This window comes from Nonomuraea sp. GTA35, from assembly GCF_041950525.1.
Lineage (GTDB): Bacteria > Actinomycetota > Actinomycetes > Streptosporangiales > Streptosporangiaceae > Nonomuraea.
On the sequence record NZ_JBGNUV010000007.1, the window covers coordinates 505,293 to 525,342 of the forward strand.

The 20,050-nt window shown below is 73.7% G+C and carries 10 protein-coding genes and 1 pseudogene; 8 read left to right on the forward strand and 3 right to left on the reverse strand.

The features are described 5' to 3' along the window. Window positions 1-83: 83 nt before the first annotated feature. From ACBJ32_RS31610 to ACBJ32_RS31620, 3 genes are read left to right on the forward strand one after another with little or no spacing between them, the layout of a single operon-like run. The gene (locus tag ACBJ32_RS31610; RefSeq protein WP_375129820.1) at window positions 84-1,778 is read left to right on the forward strand and encodes a hypothetical protein; all 1,695 of its coding nucleotides are present in this window, start codon (window positions 84-86) and stop codon (window positions 1,776-1,778) included. Then, window positions 1,772-4,453, forward strand: coding sequence for a family 78 glycoside hydrolase catalytic domain (locus tag ACBJ32_RS31615; RefSeq protein WP_375129821.1), 2,682 nt, complete (start codon window positions 1,772-1,774; stop codon window positions 4,451-4,453). The genes ACBJ32_RS31610 and ACBJ32_RS31615 overlap by 7 nt, the downstream gene beginning before the upstream one ends. 17 nt (window positions 4,454-4,470) lie before the next feature. After that, entirely contained in the window at window positions 4,471-5,736 is a 1,266-nt protein-coding gene (locus ACBJ32_RS31620; RefSeq protein ID WP_375129822.1) for a GDSL-type esterase/lipase family protein, read from the forward strand. Between the two features lie 1,163 nt (window positions 5,737-6,899). Here ACBJ32_RS31620 and ACBJ32_RS31625 read toward each other — a convergent pair. After that, window positions 6,900-7,064 (reverse strand): annotated as a pseudogene (locus tag ACBJ32_RS31625) (DapH/DapD/GlmU-related protein); the annotation flags it as partial. 400 nt (window positions 7,065-7,464) lie between these two features. Next, the gene (locus tag ACBJ32_RS31630; RefSeq protein WP_375129823.1) at window positions 7,465-10,485 is read right to left on the reverse strand and encodes a glycoside hydrolase family 2 TIM barrel-domain containing protein; all 3,021 of its coding nucleotides are present in this window, start codon (window positions 10,483-10,485) and stop codon (window positions 7,465-7,467) included. 147 nt (window positions 10,486-10,632) lie between these two features. Between ACBJ32_RS31630 and ACBJ32_RS31635 the strand changes: the two genes are divergently transcribed. Genes ACBJ32_RS31635 through ACBJ32_RS31655 form a run of 5 tightly spaced genes read left to right on the forward strand, consistent with a single transcriptional unit; the run spans window position 10,633 to window position 19,166 of the window. Next, window positions 10,633-12,669, forward strand: a complete 2,037-nt coding sequence (locus tag ACBJ32_RS31635) for a beta-galactosidase (protein WP_375129824.1) — start codon at window positions 10,633-10,635, stop codon at window positions 12,667-12,669. Continuing rightward, entirely contained in the window at window positions 12,666-14,165 is a 1,500-nt protein-coding gene (locus ACBJ32_RS31640; protein ID WP_357871434.1) for an alpha-L-fucosidase, read from the forward strand. The genes ACBJ32_RS31635 and ACBJ32_RS31640 overlap by 4 nt, the downstream gene beginning before the upstream one ends. Window positions 14,166-14,167: 2 nt before the next feature. After that, window positions 14,168-16,708, forward strand: a complete 2,541-nt coding sequence (locus ACBJ32_RS31645; protein ID WP_375129825.1) for a family 78 glycoside hydrolase catalytic domain — start codon at window positions 14,168-14,170, stop codon at window positions 16,706-16,708. Further along, window positions 16,705-17,721: a hypothetical protein gene (locus ACBJ32_RS31650; RefSeq protein WP_375129826.1), complete on the forward strand. Its 1,017-nt coding sequence runs from the start codon at window positions 16,705-16,707 to the stop codon at window positions 17,719-17,721. The genes ACBJ32_RS31645 and ACBJ32_RS31650 overlap by 4 nt, the downstream gene beginning before the upstream one ends. A 29-nt stretch (window positions 17,722-17,750) precedes the next feature. Then, window positions 17,751-19,166, forward strand: coding sequence for a glycoside hydrolase family 28 protein (locus ACBJ32_RS31655; RefSeq protein ID WP_375129827.1), 1,416 nt, complete (start codon window positions 17,751-17,753; stop codon window positions 19,164-19,166). A 174-nt stretch (window positions 19,167-19,340) separates the two neighbouring features. Here the strand turns inward: ACBJ32_RS31655 and ACBJ32_RS31660 are convergent, their stop codons facing one another. Continuing rightward, on the reverse strand, window positions 19,341-19,982 hold the full coding sequence (locus ACBJ32_RS31660; RefSeq protein WP_375129828.1) for a hypothetical protein: 642 nt from the start codon (window positions 19,980-19,982) through the stop codon (window positions 19,341-19,343). Window positions 19,983-20,050 lie beyond the last annotated feature (68 nt).

Sequence of the window (20,050 nt, forward strand, 5' to 3'; positions counted from 1 at the left end):
ATACAGATCTTGACGCGGACGCCGGAAGCGAAGGACGCTGAATGGGCAGTTTATGCGACCTTGAATATTTATGAGGTGTTGGCATGCCGGAGATTCCCGACACAGTGTTGCTGGAGGAACGGGCCGAGCTGGCGATGAACGCGGTGGCCGGGCTGCCCGACGCGGGCATGGGCGGCATCCCGTACTTCAGCGCCGACCTGCTGGCCCGCCCGGCCACGCTCCAGCACGGCGACTGGGACTGGGGCTCCAGCCACGGCCGGCTGCTCGACGCCTGCCTGCTGGCCAGGCAGATGACGGGCAAGGACACCTGGCGGGAGGTCGAGGACGGCTTCCGTACCAGGCTCATCGGCTTCTTCGGCGCCGACGGGCTGAGCTACCGGCAGGCCAGGCCCGAGCGGGGCTGGCCGGCCAACGCCAACCTCATCGACCAGCGGGCCGTGCTGCTGTCGCTGACCACGTGGTTCGTCTCCGACGGCGACCCCGAGGCCAGGAAGCTGGTGGACCGGCACGTGGCCGCCCTCAAGCGGATCGCCATCAAGGAGCGGGACGTGTGGTTCTACCCCGCCTCCGAGTACACCCCCGAGGGCTGGCCCTCCCCCAACGCCGTCGCGCTGCACCTGGCCCCCGACCCGGCCTCGTTCAGCGGCCGGTTGATCATGCCGCTGCTCCGCTACCACCAGGCGACCGGCAACGAGGACGCGCTGGAGCTGTGCGGGTGGTTCGCTCGGCTGATCGTGCACAAGAGCGGCGTGTTCCACGAGGACGGCAGCTTCAACGCCGCCCGCGCCTACCGCAGCGGCCACTTCCACACCCGGCTGGGCACCCTCGAAGGGCTGGCCCGCTACGCCCACCACACTGGCGACCACGAGCTGACCGCGTTCGTGCGCAGGAGCTACGACTGGGCGCTCGGCCAGGCCACCGCGTTCGGCTGGACCCCGGGCGACCTGGCCGACCAGCGGTACGAGCACGAGAGCTGCTCGCTGGTCGACCTCATCGGCACCGGCACCACGCTGGCCGGGTCCGGGCACAGCGCGTACTGGGGCGTGGTGGAGCGGTTCCTGCGCAACCACCTCGTGGAGTCGCAGCTCCTCGACCTGAGCTGGGTCGAGTCCGCGCCCGACTCCTCCGGCGACGAGCCGGGCTGGACGACCCACGTACGGGTGGGCGAGCGCGTACGCGGCGCCTTCGCCGGCTACGGCGCGCCCAACGACTTCGTCTGCGACGTCGAGCTGGGCCGCGGCCACACCGCCGACGTGCAGGCGTGCTGCGTCGGCTCCGGCGTCCGCGGCCTGTTCTGGGGGTGGAACTCGATCGTCACCGGCAACCGGATCAACCTGCTCCTCACCCGGGCCACCAAGCAGGTCACCGTGCTCAGCCACCTCCCCCACGAGGGCCGGGTTGACCTCGACGTGCACGAGGACCTGCCGGAGCTGCGGATGCGGGTGCCCGACTGGGCGGGGTACGCCAAGGTCCGCGTGATCCGCGGCACCGAGGGCTTCGACGGCACCCAGGCCGGGGCGTGGGCCCCTGACGGTTACCTGTCGATCCCCGCCCCGCGCGCGGGCGAGCGCGTCACCGTCACCTTCCCCGTCCCCGAGACGACCAGCACCGAGGTCGCGGCCGGCCGGGAGTACCAGGTGCGCTGGCGCGGCGACGACGTGATCGGCATCAGCCCGGAGGGCACCGCCCGCCCCATGTACAGCGGCCGCAAGGTGCACCCCACCGCCCCCCGGCGGAACTACGAGCTGGCCCGGCCCGCGAAGGAGTGGACGTGGTGAACATCATGCCGGACGACTGGTCGCTGCCCGAGCCTCCGGACGCCCCGGAGCTGACACCGTACGACCTGCGCTGCGAGCACCGCCGCACCCCGCTCGGCATCGGCACCCGCACGCCCAGGCTGGCCTGGCGGCTGGCCTCCGACCGGCGTGGCGACGCCCCCGCCGCCCACCGCGTCACCGTGCACGGCCCCGGCGGCGCCCTGGCCTGGGACAGCGGCTGGATCGACGGCCAGGACGTGAGCGCCGACTACGGCGGGGCGCCGCTGGTGTCGTTCGCCCGCTACACCTGGCGGGTCGAGGTGCGCGACGGCGGGTCGGCACGGTCGTGGTTCGACACCGGGGTGCTGCACGCCGACGAGTGGCGGGCCGCCTGGATCGAGCACGACCCGGAGACGGAGCCGCCGTTCGAGCCGCCCACGGACGACCGCGAGCCCCGCACCGTCCGCACGGCCCACCTCCCCGCGCCCCGCTACTTCCGGCGCGTCGTCGACCTGCCCCCGGCCACCGCCGTACGGATCGCCGTCACCGCCCGCGGCCTGTACGAGCTGCACGTCAACGGCCACCGCGCCGGCGACGGCGAGCTGACCCCCGGCTGGACCGACTACCGGCAGCGCGTCCCGTACCAGGTGTACGACGTCACCGACCTGGCCGGGGACGGGCCGCTGTGCGTGGGCGCGATCCTGGCCGACGGCTGGTGGTCGGGCAGCCTCGGCTGGGACGGCCGGCAGCAGGCCCAGCGCTACGGCCGGCACCCGCAGCTCCTGGCCCAGATCGTGGCCGAGCACGCGGACGGCTCCCGCACCGTGATCGGCACGGACGAGCGCTGGCGGGAGACCACCGGCCCGCTGCGCTACGCCGACCTGCTCATGGGCGAGTGGTACGACGCCCGCCTCGACCTCGGCGGCTGGGACCTGCCGGGCTTCGACGACTCCTCCTGGGCCCCGGCCCGCGTCGCGGACACCGGCCTCGCGGTGCTCGTGCCGTCCGTGGCCGAGCCCGTACGGGTGACGCAGGACCTCGAACCGGTCGAGATCCGCGTCCAGGACGGCAGGACGATCGTGGACCTCGGCCAGAACATCGCCGGCCGCGTCCGCCTGACCGTGCGCGGCGCCGCGCCCGGTACCCGCGTCACGCTCCGGCACGGCGAGGCGCTCACCGACGACGGCGGCCTCTACACCGCCAACCTGCGCTCCGCCGAGGCCACCGACCACTACGTGACGGCAGGCCGGGCGGAGGAGACGTACGAGCCGCGCTTCACCGTGCACGGCTTCCGCTACGTCGAGGTCACCGGGCACGCCGACGTCGGCGTCGTGGGCCGGGCGATGCATTCCGACACGCCGGTGGCGGGCGAGTTCTCCTGCTCGGACGCCATGGTGCGGCAGCTCATGAGCAACATCCGGTGGAGCCAGCGCGACAACTTCGTCTCCGTGCCGACCGACTGCCCGCAGCGGGACGAGCGGCTCGGCTGGACGGCCGACGCGCAGGTGTTCCTGCCCACGGCCTGCTACAACGCGGACGTGGCGGCGTTCTTCACCGGCTGGCTGGCCGACCTGCGCTGCGCCCAGACGGCCGAGGGCGCGGTGCCGGACGTCGTGCCGCACGTCATCACCGAACGGCACGGCACCCCCGCCTGGGGCGACGCCGCCACGATCGTGCCGTGGCACCTGTACGAGGTGTACGGGGACGAGCGGGTGCTGCGCGACAGCCTGCCCAGCATGCGCCGCTGGGTCGACCACGTCGAACGCCACAATCCCGGCCTCATCTGGCGGAACCGGGTCGGCAGCCACTACGGCGACTGGCTGCAGGCGGACGTGCGCACCGACCGGGACGTGCTCGCCACCGCCTACTTCGCGCTCAGCGCGGACCTGACGGCCAGGGCCGCCGCCGTGCTGGGCGACACCGCGGCCCATGATCGGTACGCGGGGCTGCGGGAGCGGATCGGGGAGGCGTTCGCGCGCGAGTTCGTCTCGGCCGACGGGCGCGTCACCGGCGACACGCAGACCGGCTACCTGCTGGCGCTCGCGCACCGCCTGGTCCCCGCCGGCCTCGTGCCCGCCGCCGTCGCCCACCTGGTGGCCGACCTGGAACGGCGGGGGCGGCGGCTGACCACCGGGTTCGCCGGGGTGGCGCTGCTCGGCCCCGTCCTGTCGGCGCACGGGCACGCCGACCTGGCCTACGCGCTGCTGCACGACGACCGGTACCCGTCGTGGGGGTACTCGATCAAGCGGGGGGCCACCACGATCTGGGAGCGGTGGGACGGGTGGACGGAGGAGACCGGCTTCGGCCCCGTCGCCATGAACTCCTTCAACCACTACGCGCTCGGCTCCGTCGGGGCGTGGCTGTACGGCGGGGTCGCCGGGCTCGGGCAGGAGGAGGGGTCGGTGGGCTTCCGCCGTCCCCGGATCCGGCCGCTGGTCGGGGGCGCCCTGCGGTGGGCGTCGGCCGCGTACGAGACGCCGCTCGGGCGGCTGGCCAGCCGGTGGGAGATCGACGGCGGCGAGTTGCGGCTGTCGGTGCGGATCCCGCCGGGAGCCCTGGCCACCGTGCACGTGCCCACCACGGACGCGTCGTCGGTGCGCGAGTCCGGCGAGCCCGTGACCGGGGTGGGGTGGACCGGGTCGGCGCTGGTGTGCCGGGTCGGGTCCGGGCGGTACTCGTTCACCTCGGCCTGGTGACGGTCGGCGGCCGTGCGGTGACCACCTGGGCTGCCGCCGCGGAGGCCCTCGGGGCTCGGCTGCGTGACGTGACCGTGCGGAACGTGGTGCGTACCTCCGTGGGCGGGGCCGGGCTGCGGGTGCGGCTGACCAACGCGTTCGGAGGGCGGGCGGTGACGTTCGGGCGGGTGTGCGTGGGGGTGCCTCGGGCGGGGGCCGCGCTGGAGCCGGGGTCGAACCGGGAGGTGACGTTCGGCGGGTGTGCCGAGGTGACGGTGGGGGCCGGGGAGACGGTGCTCAGCGATCCGGTGGCCGGGCGCGTGGCGGGACGGCGGCGGCTGGCGGTGAGCGTGTACGTGCGGGGAGAGTGCGACACGCTGACGGGCCGCAACCGCGCCACCGCCCCGGCCTACCCACCACCTGCCGCGCTGCCCGCCGCGCCCGATGTGCTGCTACCCGCCACATCGGACGCGCCCGTGCTGCTGGCCGCCACGCCGGATGCGCCTGATCTGCTGCTGGCCGCCGCGCCGGACGCGCCCGATGCGCAACCCGGCGCCTGGGGCGGGTGCGGCGCTCTGCCGTCCGCCGGTGCGTGGGAGCCTGCCGTCTCGCCCGCCTACCGGTCACTCCCGGGCGATCATGCCGCCGACGAGGGCGATGGCGCGTACGTCGAGCCCGTCGCGGTCTGGCACTGGCTCGACGCGCTGACCGTGGTCACGCCCGAGCCGGTGCCCGTCGTGGCGGCGCTCGGCGACTCGCTCACCGTCGGCGTCGGCTCGGAGACCGGCCACGGCTGGGCCGACCTGCTCGCCCACCTCTCGGGGGTGGCGGTACTCAACGAGGGTGTGTCGGGCGGGAAGGTGCTCGCGGCGGGGACGGGACGGCCCGCCGAGGCGCGGCTGACCGCCGAGGTGCTGACCAAGCCGGGCATCGGCACGGTGATCGTCCAGGCGGGCGTCAACGACCTCGGCGCGGGCGCGCGGGCGGGCGACCTCGTCGCCGCGTACCGCCGCATGGTGGCCTCGGCGCACGCGGCCGGGGTCCGCGTGATCGGCGGGACGATCACGCCGTTCGCGGGCGCCGACTACCACACCCGGGAGGGCGAACGGGCCCGGCAGGCGGTCAACGCGTTCATCAGGGAAGGCGGCGCGTTCGACGCGGTGGCCGACTTCGACGCCGCCCTCCGCGACCCCGCCGCCCCCGCCCGCCTGCTGCCCCGTTACGACAGCGGCGACCACCTGCACCCGAGCGCGGCCGGCCACCAGGCGATGGCGGCCGCGCTCACCGTGCCGCCGGCCGCCTAGGCCGGATACCTGATCGCCGGTTCCGGGCGGTGGATCCCCCGGGGCCGGTAGCCGAGGGTGTCCGAGATCCCGAGGTAGTCGGCCAGCAGCCAGATGATGGCCAGCCACATCTCCGTGCCCTGAAGCCCGGGCGTGCGTGCCGCGCCGCTCCCCCCGCTCAGCGCGAAGCTGAGCCCGGCGCCGTCGTGCCAGCCGCCCAGCGCGCGGGCGAGGTGCTCCCTGGCCCACGCCTCGCCCTCCGCCCTGCGGTGCGGGGTCTGCCGGCCGAGCAGCCACAGGGGGTGGATGACGTCGAGCACATTGCAGGCGTTGCCGGTGTCCGGGCCGAAGTAGCGGGGGTCGCGGGCCTGGGCGAGCACGGTGTCCACGGCCCGCTCCGGGTACGGCAGCGCCATCCCGAACTGCGCGAACGTGCCCCGCGTGAGCCGGTAGAACCCGTTGACCACCATCAGCCAGCCGGAGTCGTTGTCCGGCTCGCCCCACATGCCGTGGGTCTGGCGCACGCGGGTCAGCAGCCACCCGTACAGGGTCTCGACGTCGCCGCGCAGGCCGAAGTCGGCGAGGTTGCGGTAGAGGCCGGTGCCGATCGCATCCACCACCGAGCCGGACGTCCACGCCTCGCGCGTCCAGTCGAGGCCGTCGAGCAGGGCGGTCAGGTCCTGGGAGCGGAGGTCGTGGACGGCGTGGACGGGGTGGTGGAAGGCGGTGCCGAGCAGGTTGAGCGCGTATCCGACGCAGAGCACGTGGTACGCGGTCACGCCCTCCAGTTCCGGCCGTCCCGCGTCGCCCGCCTCGGGCGAGCCGGGGGCGCCGAGCTCGGGGACCAGGCCGGTGCCCGGGTCCTGGCGGTCGCGGAGGAAGGCGACGATCTCGTCGCGGGCCGGGGTCGGCGGCGGGCCGCCGAGCAGCAGGTCGGCGATCTCCACCGCGTCGCACCAGGCGCGCACGGTGGGCTGGGCGCCGGGCCGGTCCACGTACCGGTCGCCGGTCCAGCAGCGCGCCAGCACCGCCTCGGCCTGCTCCCGCGCCCGCCCGGCGAACGCCACCAGCCGCCCTTCCAGGTCCCCGCCCGCCGCACCACCCGCCACGCCTGCGGAAACCCGGACCCCGCCCGCCGTAGGCAGCTCTCCGCCGACCGGCGGTGCCTCACCCGCCGTGGGGCGGGGGGTGCGGCGGTCGCGGAGGGGGCGGGCCGGGTTGCCCGCCACCATGGCCCAGGCGGGCACGTCCTTGGTGACGACCGAGCCCGCGCCGATGATCGCGTGGTCGCCGATCGTCACGCCGTCCAGCACGACGACGTTCGAGCCGATCCACACGTCGTCCCCGACGCGGATGCCCTTGGAGGTGATCGGCTGGCGGAAGACCGGCCGGTCGGGCGCGGTGCCGTGGTTGAAGCCCAGCAGGGACGTGTGCGCCCCGATCCGCACCGCGTCCCCGAGCTCCACCCGCCCCCGCACCACCGCGTACGGGTTGACGGTGCAGTCCTCCCCCATCGAGACGTCGTCCGTGACGTACGCGTGGGCGGCGATGTAACAGAAGTCCCCCATGCGCAACCGGTCGGTGTGCACGGCGGCCAGCGGCGAGACGAACACCTTCCCCGCCGCGTCGAGCCCGATCCGGTCCCTGAGCCCGGCCTGGTGGAGCTCCTGGGCACGGCGGTCCTCGTCGGTCGCGTGGTCCCAGAACAGCCACGGGCAGAAGTCGAACTTGGACGGTTCTGTCATGCGATCAGCTTCCTCTCGCCACGGTCAGCGTCATGGACCAGGAGTAGCGGCGGACCTCCAGGCGGTACCTCTCGGGCAGCGCCGGGCCGCAGGAGGCGCTGCCGATGCCCTGCTGGCCGTGGTCGAGGTTCAGCCACACGCGCCCCGAGTCGGTCAGGTCGTGCGGGCGGCGGGCGGCCTGCAGGGCCTCGCTCGTCCAGCGTCGGGCGGTGAAGTCCAGGTGCGGCTCGCCGTCCACGCGCAGCATGGGCAGCCCGGGGCCCGACAGCTCCAGCCAGCGGGTCTCGACGTGGTTGCCGTTCTCCTGGGGGACGGGGTACGGGGTCTGGAGCGCGTCGATGGACCGGGCGTACCTGCCGACGCGGGCGGCGGCGCGGCTGTCGGCGTACGACTCGCCCGGGCCCCGGCCGAGCCAGGTGACGTCGGTGTAGCCGCCGGGCAGCGACCATCTGGTGCCCATGCGGGGCGGGTTGACGGTGAGGTGGCCGTAGGCGGTGTCGTCCCAGTCGCCCACGGGGTCGGCCTCGACGAGGAGGTGGAGCGCGCCGTCCCGCCAGCGGTAGGTGTAGGTGGTGCGGAAGCCGAGGGTGCGGGTGGCGGGGCCGCTGCGACCGCGGACGACGAGGGTGTGGTCGTCGGGGCGCTCGATGCCGCCGCCGCGGTGCAGGAAGCGGTCCAGGCCGACCGCTTCCCAGTCGGCGGCCAGGGCGTTCCTCGGGCCCTGGCCGCGGTCGTTCTCGGTGGGGGCGCGCCAGACGTCGAGCACGGGTCCGTCCAGTTCGAGCCCGCCGAGGCGGGTCAGGCGTCCGGTCCTGCCGTCGAACGCCGCCTCGCCGAGGCGCACCTCCCCCGCCCGGCTGCCCGCGCCGGTGGGGTGCGGGTGGCGGGGTGAGCGGCGGTGGGGGGTCCGGCGGTGGGGGGTGGCCGAGCCGAGCCTGGCCTGGCCCCAGGCGATCACGTGGCCGGCCCGAGCCCAGCGGGCGTCCTCGGCGAGCACGGCCTCGACGGTCAGCCACATCTCACCGGACGCTTCCGCCGTCCGCGGCTCGCCACCGCACGGCGCCGCAGGCTGCCGCTCGCCGTCCGGCGCCGCGGGGTGCGGCTCGCGCATCATGGCGGCGACCTCGTCGGGCAGCGGGACGCGCACCTCCGACCGCGGCGGGCAGCCGGGCACCACCAGCGGCCCCGCCGCCCGGCGGATGCCGTCCACCTTCACCTGCCACCGGAAGCCCAGGTGCGCCAGCGACACCGCGTCGTGCTTGTTGACGACCACGATCTCGCCGCCCTCCACCGAGATCGACACCGGCTCGATGGCCTTGCGCAGCTCGGCCAGCCCGGGCGACGGCGTGCGATCGGGGAACAGCAGCCCGTCCAGGCAGTAGCGCTCGCCGTTGGGCTGGTGGTCGATGTCACCGCCGTGCCGGTAGTACCGGCGCCCGAGCTCGTCCACCCCCGCCAGCCCGTGATCGATCCACTCCCACACGAACGCCCCGCAGAACCGCTCGTACGACTCCAGGATCGCCTGGTAGTCCACGAGCGAGCCGGGCCCGTTGCCCATGGCGTGCGCGTACTCGCACAGCAGGAACGGCAGCCCGCGCCGCCGCACGTCGTCCGCCGACCCGGGCACGACCCCCTCGGGGGTCTCCTCCTTGCGCCGCCCGATGCGTTCGAGGTCGTCCAGCGACGGATACATGAGGCTGTAGAAGTCGGAGTGCCGGTAGCTGGGGTCGCGTTCGTAGTGCAGGGGCCGGGTGGGGTCGCGCTCGCGGATCCAGGTCTCGATGTCGGCGAAGGCGGGGCCGCTGCCGCTCTCGTTGCCGAGGGACCAGATGACGACGCTGGGATGGTTCTTGTCGCGCTCGACCATGCGGCGGGCCCGGTCGAGCAGGGCCTCGCGCCACATCGGCTCGACGGGCGGGTTGCCCTCCCAGCCGGCGTAGATGAAGCCGTGGGTCTCGATGTCGCACTCGTCCACGACCCACAGCCCGTACTCGTCGCACAGCCGCAGGAACTCCGGGTGGGGCGGGTAGTGGGCGGTGCGGACGGCGTTGACGTTGTGCCGCTTCATCAGCTCGATGTCGCGGATCATGGTCTCGCGGTCGAGGGAGCGGCCCCTGTCGGGGTCGTGCTCGTGCCGGTTGACGCCGCGGAACAGCACCGGCGCCCCGTTGATCAGCAGCCGCCCGCCGGAGATCTCGACGGTTCTGAAGCCGATCGCCAGCGCGATCGTCTCCCCGGCGGCGGAGAGGGTGCCGTGGTAGAGGCGGGGGTGCTCGGCGCTCCACGGCTCCACCCGGCCGATCGTGGACTCCTGCCCGGTGGGCACGGTGATGCCCAGCTCCGGTACCTCCACCAGGCCGGGGGCGTCGGCGGTGACCAGGAGGGTTCCCGAGCCGGATGAGTAGGAGGCGCGCACGGTGAAGTCGTCGATGCCGCCCTCGGGCCGGGACAGCAGCTCCACGTCGCGGAAGATGCCGGGCAGCCACCACATGTCCTGGTCCTCGAGGTAGCTGCCCGACGACCAGCGCTGCACGCGTACGGCGAGGAGGTTGCCGCGCGGCCGGACCTTCCCGGTGACGTCGAACTCGAACGGCAGCCTGCTGCCCTTGGAGTGCCCGAGCAGCTCGCCGTTCAGCCAGACGGTGCCGCAGGAGTCGACGCCCTGGAAGCGCAGCACCGCGCGCCCGCCCGGCCAGCCGGGCGGGAGGTCGAAGCGCAGCCGGTAGTCGCCGGTCGGGTTCGAGTCCGGCAGGTACGGCGGGTCGATGGGGAACGGGTAGGCGGTGTTGGTGTAAAGGGGCTGGTCGTGCCCTTCCAGCACCCAGTGCGACGGCACCCGGATCGTCTCCCAGCCGGTGTCGTCGAGGCCGGGGTCCGCGATCGACGGGCCGGTGCCGCCGGCCGTGCCGCAGAGCCGGAAGCGCCACTGCCCGTTGAGCGACAGCCGGGGCGCGTCGGAGACGAAGTCCGCGCGCGGCGCCCGCCGCCCTGAGCCCGGCCCGGGGTCCTCATGGAAGTCGAGCATTTCTTACGAGCGTCCCTCCGCCGAGGTGAGACAAACGTTTTGACCCTATAGACGTGATCGTCTTTCCACCAGACCTATGAGCATTGACATCCGGGCCTGAATAAATATATCATCCGGTAAATCGTTTTAAGAGTCGCTGGGGATCTCATGACGCCATCACCCCCGACGAGCAGCACCGGCATCCGCTTCGGCACCGCCTACTACTGGGAATACCAGCAGTCCCCCGACCTCGATCGCGACCTCGACCTCATGGCGCAGGCCAGGATCGACACCCTCCGGGTCGGCGAGTCCGTCTGGTCCACCTGGGAGCCCCGTGACGGCGAGTTCGACCTCGACTGGCTGACCCCCGTCCTGGACGGCGCCCACGAGCGCGGCATGAAGGTCCTGCTCGGCACCCCGACGTACGCCGTCCCGCCGTGGTTGCAGCGCAAGCACCCCGAGCTGGCCGTCGTGCGGGCCGACGGCCGCCGGATCCCCTGGGGTGCGCGCCAGGAGGTGGACTTCACCTCCCCCGTCTTCCGCCGGTACGCCGGACGCGTCATCCGCCAGGTCGTCGGCCACCACGGCGGCCATCCGGCCGTGTTCGGGATCCAGCTCGACAACGAGCCCGGCCTGCACCTCATCCACAACGAGCCGGTGTTCGAGCGGTTCAAGTCCTGGCTGGCGGAGCGGTACGGCGACGTCGGGCGCCTGAACGAGGAGTGGGGCCTGGCGTACTGGTCGCACCGTCTCGGCGCCTGGGACGAGCTGTGGCCGCCCGCCGGCAACACCACCCCGTCCTACGACCTGGCCTGGCGGCGCTTCCAGGCCGAGCTGACCACCGAGTTCATCGCCTGGCAGGCGGCCGTCGTGCGCGAGCTGGTCCCGCAGGACCGCGAGCTGACCACGTGCCTGGCCTACCAGCGCCCGGCCCTGCACGACGTCGAGTTGTCGGAGCACCTGACGGTCACCGGCGGGAACGCGTACTACCTGCCCCAGGACGCCCTGGCCCGCGACTCGCCTCCGGAGATCACCTGGTTCGCCACCGGCCCGGCCGGGCTGTTCCAGGCGGCCGACCGGATGTACGCCGCCAAGCAGCGGCGCTTCTGGGTGACGGAGACCAACGCGGGCTCCATCGCCGGGTCCCAGCTCAACCTGCCGCCCAACGACGGCCAGCTCCGCCAGGCCGCGTGGGCGCTGGTGGCGCGCGGCGCGGAGCTGATCTCGTACTGGCACTGGCACACGCTGCCCTACGGCGCGGAGACGTACTGGGGCGGGATCCTCGGGCACGCCATGGAGCCAGGCCGCCTCTACCGCGAGATCGCGGCGCTGGGCGCGGAGCTGGCGCGGGCGGCCGAGGACGTCACCGGCCTGACCCCGGACGCCGACGTGGGGTTCGTGTACTCGCACGACAGCAAGTGGGCCCTGACCTTCCAGCCGCCGCTCACCCTCGACGGCCGCAACCCGGACAACGACTCCTACGAGCGCATCCTGGCCACCTTCTACCAGGGCGCGGCCGACGCGGGGCTGCAGGCGGCCTTCGTGACGCCCACGCAGGTCAAACGTTTGCCCACGCTCGTCGCGCCCGCGCTCTACTGCCTGTCCGCCGCGACGGCGCGGGCGCTGGAGGCGTACGTGCGCGGCGGCGGGCACCTCATCATGACCTTCCGCACCGGCTACGCCGACGAGGAGGCCAGGGCGCGCACCGAGATCGCGCCCGGCCCGCTGCGCGCCCTGGCCGGGGTGCGGTACCTGGAGTACTCGACGCTGCTGGAGCCGGTCCCCCTGCACGGCCTCGGGAAGCGGGACGTCGCCCGGCACTGGGCCGACGCCCTGGAGCTGGAGGGAGCCGAGCCGCTGGCGTTCTACGACCACCACCACTTCGGCCGCTGGCCCGCGATCACCCGCCACCGCGTGGGCGCCGGCACGGTGACCTACGTGGGCACCCTGCCCGGCCCGGAGCTGACCGCCGAGCTGTTCCGCCAGGAGCGGCCCGCGGGCCTGGTGACCACGGAGTCCCCGCGCGTCACCGTGCACTCGGCGGTCAACGCGCGCGGCGAGCGCCTCTGGTTCGCCCACAACTGGTCCGGCCAGGAGAGCACGGTGACCCTGACCGCCCCGGCGACCGAGGTCACCGGCCGCCGAGAACCGCTCCTGCCGGGCCCCCTGCGCCTGGCCCCCTTCGACGTAAAAGTGGTGAAATGACCGAGTTCCAGCCCACCTGGGAGTCCCTGCGCGCGCACCGCATCCCGCAGTGGTTCCGCGAGGCGAAGTTCGGCATCTGGTCGCACTGGGGCCCGCAGTCCGTGGCCCGCTCAGGCGACTGGTACGCCCGCCACCTCTACGGCATGCAACCCTGGTCCGAGCCCTGGGAGCGCAAGCGCGCCGGCCGCCAGCACGCCCACCACCGCGCCCACTTCCAGGGCGGCGCCAAGGACCTGTTCCGGCACTGGCGAGCCGAGCGCTTCGACCCTGACGAGCTCATCGACCTGTACGTGGCCGGCGGCGCCCGCTACTTCGTCGCCCTGGCCACCCACTGCGACAACTTCGACCTGTGGAACTCCGGGCAACGCGGCTGGAACGCCGCCAGGGTCGGCCCGGGGCGCGACATCGTGGCGGCGTGGGAGCGGGCGGCCCGCGCGGCCGGGCTGCCGTTCGGGCTCAGCTTCCACCACAACTGGACCTGGCGCTGGCTGGACGTGGCCCACGGCCGCGACCCGGAGACCGGCGAGCCGTACGACGGCGCCCTGACCAGGGACGACGGCGCCGGCACGTGGTGGGAGGGCCTCGACCCCGCCGAGCTCTACCCCGAACGCCACGAGCCGGGCACGAAGCCGCCGGCCCGCGAGGCCGAGCGGTTCTACGCCCGCGTCCGCGAGGCCCTCGACCGCTACCGGCCCGACCTGGTCTACCTCGACGACGGCCGCCTGCCCTTCGACGCGGGCAGCGTGGTGGAGTCGCAGCCGATCAGCACGGCGGGCCTCGACCTGCTCGCCCACTACTACAACACCTGCGCCACCGGCGGCCTGGTCACGATCAAGGACGTGCCGGACGCGGACCGCACGGCCGTGCTCCTGGACTGCGAGCGCCGCCAGCTCGACGAGGCCCAGCCCCATCCCTGGCAGTTCGACACCAGCGACGGCGAGTGGTTCGACTGCTCCGACGACGACCCGATGTTCCACCCCCGCAAGAGCGCGCAGCAGGTCATCCACACGCTGATCGACGTGGTCAGCAAGAACGGCTGCCTGCTGCTGAACATCCCGCAGCACGCCGACGGCACGGTGGACGCCCGCGCCCGCGAGCTGCTGGCCGAGGTGGGCGCCTGGCTGCGGGTCTGCGGCGAGGGCGTGTACGGCACCACGCCGTGGCTGCGCGCGGCAGAGGGCACGACCGGGCTCGGCGGCGTCAAGGGGTACGAGGGCTACAACGAGGCCGACCGCGCCTACCGGGCGAGCGACGTGCGCTTCACCCGGCGCGGCGACACCCTCTACGCCACCCTCCTGGCCTGGCCGGAGGACCGGACGGCCACGATCACCAGCCTGAGCAGCACCGCCGGGCTGCTCGAGCGGCCACCCGTCGCCGTCGAGCTGCTCGGCCACGGCCCCGTCCCCTGGCGGCAGTCCGGCCGGGCACTCCACGCGGACCTGCCGCCGGAGCCGCCGACCAAGGCCGCCCACATGCTCAAGATCACGGGAGTGTGACGGTGAAGAACCTGCGTACCTGCGACCTGACCGACCCCCTCGGCCTGGAGACCACCCGCCCCGCCCTGAGCTGGCAGCTCGCGGGCGCCACCGCGCAGACCGCCTACCACGTGCGCGTGGACGGGCTGTGGGACAGCGGCGAGGTGGAGTCGGCCGACCAGCGCGTGCTCTACGGCGGCGAGCCCCTGACCAGCAGGACCGCCGCGCGCTGGCGGGTGCGGGTGCGCGACGCGGACGGGAACTGGTCGGGCTGGAGCCAGGAGGCGCGCTTCGAGCTGGGGCTGCTCTCGCCGGACGACTGGAGCGCCGCCTGGATCACCCACCCCGACTGGTACGACGAGAACGACGACCCCCGCGTCGGCGAGGGCCGCCCGCTGCCGCTGCTGGCAGGCGAGTTCACCCTGGCCGGTCCCGTGCGGAGCGCCCGGCTGCACGTCGCCGGCCTGGGCGTCTACGTGGCGTCGGTGAACGGCTCCCCGGTGACCGACGCCGTGCTGGAGCCGCCGTACTCGGACTTCACCAAGCGGGTGGTGTACGCCACGCACGACGTGACGGCGCTGCTGCGCGAGGGCCGCAACGCCATCGGCATCGCGCTCGGCCCCGGCATCGCGCACGTGTTCCCGCACCAGGACCGCTACATGAAGTTCTTCGGCTCCAAGGCGGCCCCCAGGGCGATCGCGCAGCTCGAGGTGCGCTACGCCGACGGAACGACCGGCCGCTTCCGCACGGGTGCGGACTGGCTGGCCACCGAGGGTCCGACGACGCGCTCGCACTGGTACGGCGGCGAGGACCACGACGCCCGCCTGGAGATCCCCGGCTGGGACGCCCCCGGCACGGACCGCTCCGGGTGGCGCCCGGTGACCGTCCGGCCCGAGGGGGCCGCGATGTTGCGGTCGAGGGCCTGCCCGCCGATCCGGGTCACCGAGGAGCTGCCGGCGGCGCGGAAGCTGGTCGCCACCGACGGCACGGCGGTCTTCGACGTCGGCGCGGTCACGGCCGGCTGGGCGGAGCTGCGGCTCGACCTCCCGGCGGGCCGCTACCTGCGGCTGCTGCCCGGCGACCAGCTCGACGCGTTCGGCCGCGTGGTCCAGTCGAAGCCCACGACCGGCGCGCCGATCTTCAACACGTACGTCACCAAGGACGGCCCGCAGACCTGGCACCCCGCCTTCCGCTACGACGGCTTCCGCTACGTCGAGGTCCAGGGCCTGCCCGGGCACGTCGGCGCGGAGGCCCTGACGGCGCTGGTGCTGCGCGCCGGCAACGAGCACATCGGCCGGTTCGAGACCTCCGACCCGCTGCTGAACGACATCCACCGGATCATCGACCGCGCGGTGCGCGGCAACATGTACAGCGTCCTGACCGACTGCCCGCACCGGGAGAAGCTGGGCTGGCTGGAGCAGGCCCACCTGCTGTTCGACGTCGTGGCCTACAACTACGACGTGGCCGCCTACTGCCGGGAGCTGCTGGTCGGCATCGCGGAGGCGCAGACCGAGGACGGGCTCGTCCCGGACACCGCGCCCGAGTACGTGGTGTTCGACGGCGCGTTCAGGGACGACCCGAACTGGGGCGGCGCGCTGATCCGCATGCCGTGGCAGATCTACCGCTGGTACGGCGACACCACCGCCATGGAGCGGCACTACGACGCGATGGGCCGCTACCTGGACTACCTGACGGGCAAGGCCGAGGACGGCATCCTCGGGCACGGGCTCGGCGACTGGTTCGGCCTGGACACCTCGACACCGGTGCCGCTGGTGTCCACGTGGGGCTACTGGCGGGCGGCGGCCACGATGGCCAGGGTCGCGGGCGTGCTCGGCCGCGACGACGACGCCAAGCGCTACCGGGCGCTGACCGACGCGATCTCGGCCGCGTTCACCGGCGCGTTCCGCCGGGAGGACGGCGGCTTCGGCGGGCAGGCCTCGCAGGTGTTCGCGCTGGACATGGGCGTGGTCCCGGACGAGCTGGCGCCGGCCGCGCTGGACCGGCTGAGCCGGGACGTGCGCGAGGGCGCCATCACGGTCGGGGAGATCGCGCTGCCCGCCCTCTACCAGGTGCTGACCAGGGCGGGCCGGCACGAGGCGCTGTGGGGTTTCGCCACCTCGACCAGCCATCCGAGCTACGGCTACCAGGTGCGGCACGGCGCCACCGCGCTCACCGAGGCCTGGGACGGGCCGACGCGCGGCCTGTCGCAGAACCACTACATGCTGGGCGCCATCGACGCCTGGTTCTACCGGGGTCTCGGCGGCATCGGCCAGGCCCCCGGCTCGAACGGCTTCCGCAGGCTGCTCGTCGCGCCCGCCGCGCCGGGCGACCTGGAGTCGGTCCGGGCGGCCACGCGGACGCCCTACGGGCCGGTCGGCGTGTCGTGGCAGCGGTCGGACGGCGAGTTCGCGCTGGAGGTGGAGGTGCCGCCGGGCTCGTCGGCCGAGGTGCGGCTGCCGGACCTCGGCCTGCCCCGGCACGCGGCCCCCGAAGGGGCGGTCGCGGTCGGGGAACGGGCGTGGCAGGTGCCGGCCGGACACTGGACGTTCGGAGCGGCCACATGAGCGGCCACGTGGGCGGCCACGTGAGCGGCTACGACCCGGTGCGGATCAGAACCCCGCACAAGGCGGGCCGCCTGCTGATCGGCCCGTCCGGCGAGCCCGGCCGCTTCGACAGCCTCTTCGTGGACTGCCCGTTCGTCTGCTCCGACGCCGGCGAGTACCTGATGACGTACGTCGGCTTCGACGGCACCGGCTACCAGACCGCCCTGAGCCGGTCCCCCGACCTGGAGACCTGGAGCCCGGGCGAGGTGATCTTCCCGCGCGACCCCGGCCATCCGTACCGCCGCTACAACGCCGCGCTCACCTCGATCGTCCGCGACAACCGGCTCGGCTCCCGCGGCCAGGTGGCCTGGCTGGACGGGCGGGCGGTGGGCACGTACCACGCCTATCCGGAGCCCGGCATGGAGGCGGGCGCGGCGATCATCGGGTTCTGCGTCAGCGACGACCTGCGGAGCTGGACGGACACCGGCTCGGTGCTGCGCCCGCAGGACGGCGGGCAGTGGGAGCGCGGCGGCCTGTACAAGTCGTGGCTGCTGCGCCACGACGGCCTCTACTACTGCTTCTACAACGCCAAGAACCGCACCTACGACGGCTGGCGCGAGCAGATCGGCTACGCCGTCTCCCCCGACCTCGAACGCTGGGAACGTCCCCGGCGCACGCCGGTGATCGCGAACGGCGGCGCCGGCGCGTTCGACGAGCGCTTCGCCTCCGACCCGTGCGTGCTGCGCGACGGCGACTGGTGGGTGATGTTCTACTTCGGGCTCTCCTTCGACGGGCACGCCCGCGAGGGCTACGCGGTCTCGCGCGACCTGCGTACCTGGGAGAAGAGCGACGAGATCCTCGTCGACGTGGGCCCGCCCGGCTCCGCCGACGACACGTACGCGCACAAACCGGCCGTCGTGACCCGCGACGGCCGCCTGCACCACTTCTACACGGCGGTGCGGCGGGCCGAGCCGTACCGGGTCGGCGAGCACCCCATGGCCGAGCGGCGCGGAATCTCCGTGGCCCGGTCGTGACCCCCCAACCCACGCAACGGAGGACATCCATGCAGCCATTACCTCGCAGGAGTTTCCTGGCCCTGGCGGCGGCGGGCGCCGGCGGCGCCCTGGTGAGCGCGCCGGCGGCGCACGCGCAGGCCACCGGAGCGGCGGGCCCGGCGGTTCGGGCCGCCGCGGCGTGGGCGCGCGTGCCCGCCATCCGGCGGCGCATCCGGCCGCCCCGCTTCCCCGCCCGCACCTTCCCGATCACCGGCCACGGGGCCGTCGGCGACGGGACGGCGAAGTGCACCGAGGCGTTCAGGCGGGCCGTGGAGGCGTGCGCTGCGGCGGGCGGCGGGCGCGTGCTGGTGCCCGCCGGCACGTGGCTGACGGGCGCGATCCACCTGGCCGACAACGTCGAGCTGCACCTGGAGGAGGGCGCGACGATCCGCTTCAGCCGCGACCCGGCCGACTACCTGCCGGTGGTGTTCACGCGGTACGAGGGCATCGAGCTGATGAACTACTCCCCGTTCATCTACGCCCACGGCCGCACCAACGTGGCGATCACCGGCGCCGGCGTGATCGACGGCCAGGCCGACGCCACCCACTGGTGGGACTGGTCGAGCGACCCCGCGCCGTCGGAGGGCCCCGACAAGAAGCTGCTGGCGCAGCAGGCCGAGGCCGGCGTGCCGGTGGCGGAGCGGGTCTTCGGCGAGGGCCACCACCTGCGGCCGAACCTCATCCAGCTCTACCGCTGCCGCAACGTGCTCATCGAGGGCGTGACGGTCAGGGACTCCCCCATGTGGAACATCCACCCGGTCCTGTGCGCCAACGTCACGATCCGCGAGGTCACCGTGGACAGCCCGCACGGCCCCAACAACGACGGCTGCGACCCGGAGTCGTGCGTGGACGTGCTGATCGAGCGGTGCGAGTTCAACACCGGCGACGACTGCGTGGCGATCAAGGCGGGCAAGAACGCCGACGGCCGCCGGGTGAACGAGCCGTCCATGAACGTGCTGGTCGACTCGTGCGTGATGCGCGACGGCAACGGCGGCGTGACGGTCGGCAGCGAGACGACCGGCGGCGTGCGCTGGGTGTTCGCGTGGAACTGCACGATGAGCAGCGCCCGCCTGGAGCGGGCGATCCGGATCAAGACGAACCCGGAGCGCGGCGGCTACGTCAGGGACCTGTACTTCAAGGACATCACGGTGGGGCAGGCCGCCGACTCGGTGGTGGAGGTGGCGCTCAACTACGAGAACAAGCACACCGGCCCCTACTTCCCCGACGTCGGCACGATCGACATCCGGGGCCTGCGGGCCGGGAAGGCGCCCAGGGCGTTCTACCTGATCGGCAACCCGGGCAACCCGATCGAGGGCGTGACCGTGCGCGACAGCGTGTTCGAGGAGATGGCCGAGGCCGACGTGGTAACCGAGGTGACCGGCTTCGAGCTGCGTAACGTGTGGGTGAACGGGCGGCGCGTGTAGGTCCCCGACCAGACGGCCACCGCGGTCATCCCACCTGTCATGGGGAACGCGCTCATCGACGGGGATCCGCAGCGGCTCGGCGGCTACCGGCCGGCCGGTCGCCTCGGGGCGGTGACCGGCCGCCCGGCCGGCCCTTCCGGCGGAGCTGCCCGGCGGCCGGGTCCTGGACCTGTCCTAGCCCTGGGGGCTGGGCGACGGCGCGGCCGCGCCCAGGCCGCCGGACCTGCCCCGGCCCAGCAGCAGCGTGCCCAGCCACAGCACGGCCATGCCCAGAGCGACCAGGGCCGAGCTCCTGCCCTCCTCGAACGTGGCCACCGCCAGCAGCACCACGCCCCCCGCGGTGACGGCGGCGCTGACGGGCGTGACGCGGCGCAGCACGGCCAGGACGATCGCCTGCGCGAGCACCGCGGCGTAGAAGAGCTGCGCCCCGGGCCCGTACACGACCGGCTCGACCCCGGGGTACGCCTTGACGTCGTCCAGCAGGCCGCGCAGGGCCTCGCCGTCCACCGCGGCGAACCCGGTGTACAGGTCGATGACGAGCTGGGTGAGGTTGGCCGCCACGCTGAACAGCGCCAGGCCCGTCACCACCTCCACGGCCACCCGCGCCCCGCCCGTCACCGGCTCCGCCAGGCCGCGCATGGCCAGCGTCATCAGGCCGAACATCACGAAGGCCGCCAGCCAGACCGCGTGCGCGGCCGTCCACCAGAGCCCCGGTTCGAGGTCGCCGTGGATGGGGCGCATCAGGAACCAGCCGGCCAGCAGGGCGGCTGGTCCGGCGGTGAAGGAGATCTGGGCCAGGCGGGTCGCGGGGTTCATACTGCCACGATGCCTTCCGGTGGCCGCCCGGCTCATCGGTGATCGTCCCTGATTTCCCCCTGGCCCGG

Bases quoted from the DNA above. Each gene is read 5' to 3' on its own strand.
- ACBJ32_RS31610 (WP_375129820.1), top strand. From the start codon at position 84: ATGCCGGAGATTCCCGACACAGTGTTGCTGGAGGAACGGGCCGAGCTG.
- ACBJ32_RS31630 (WP_375129823.1), bottom strand. From the start codon at position 10,485: ATGCTCGACTTCCATGAGGACCCCGGGCCGGGCTCAGGGCGGCGGGCG.
- ACBJ32_RS31635 (WP_375129824.1), top strand. From the start codon at position 10,633: ATGACGCCATCACCCCCGACGAGCAGCACCGGCATCCGCTTCGGCACC.
- ACBJ32_RS31640 (WP_357871434.1), top strand. From the start codon at position 12,666: ATGACCGAGTTCCAGCCCACCTGGGAGTCCCTGCGCGCGCACCGCATC.
- ACBJ32_RS31650 (WP_375129826.1), top strand. From the start codon at position 16,705: ATGAGCGGCCACGTGGGCGGCCACGTGAGCGGCTACGACCCGGTGCGG.
- ACBJ32_RS31655 (WP_375129827.1), top strand. From the start codon at position 17,751: ATGCAGCCATTACCTCGCAGGAGTTTCCTGGCCCTGGCGGCGGCGGGC.
- ACBJ32_RS31660 (WP_375129828.1), bottom strand. From the start codon at position 19,982: ATGAACCCCGCGACCCGCCTGGCCCAGATCTCCTTCACCGCCGGACCA.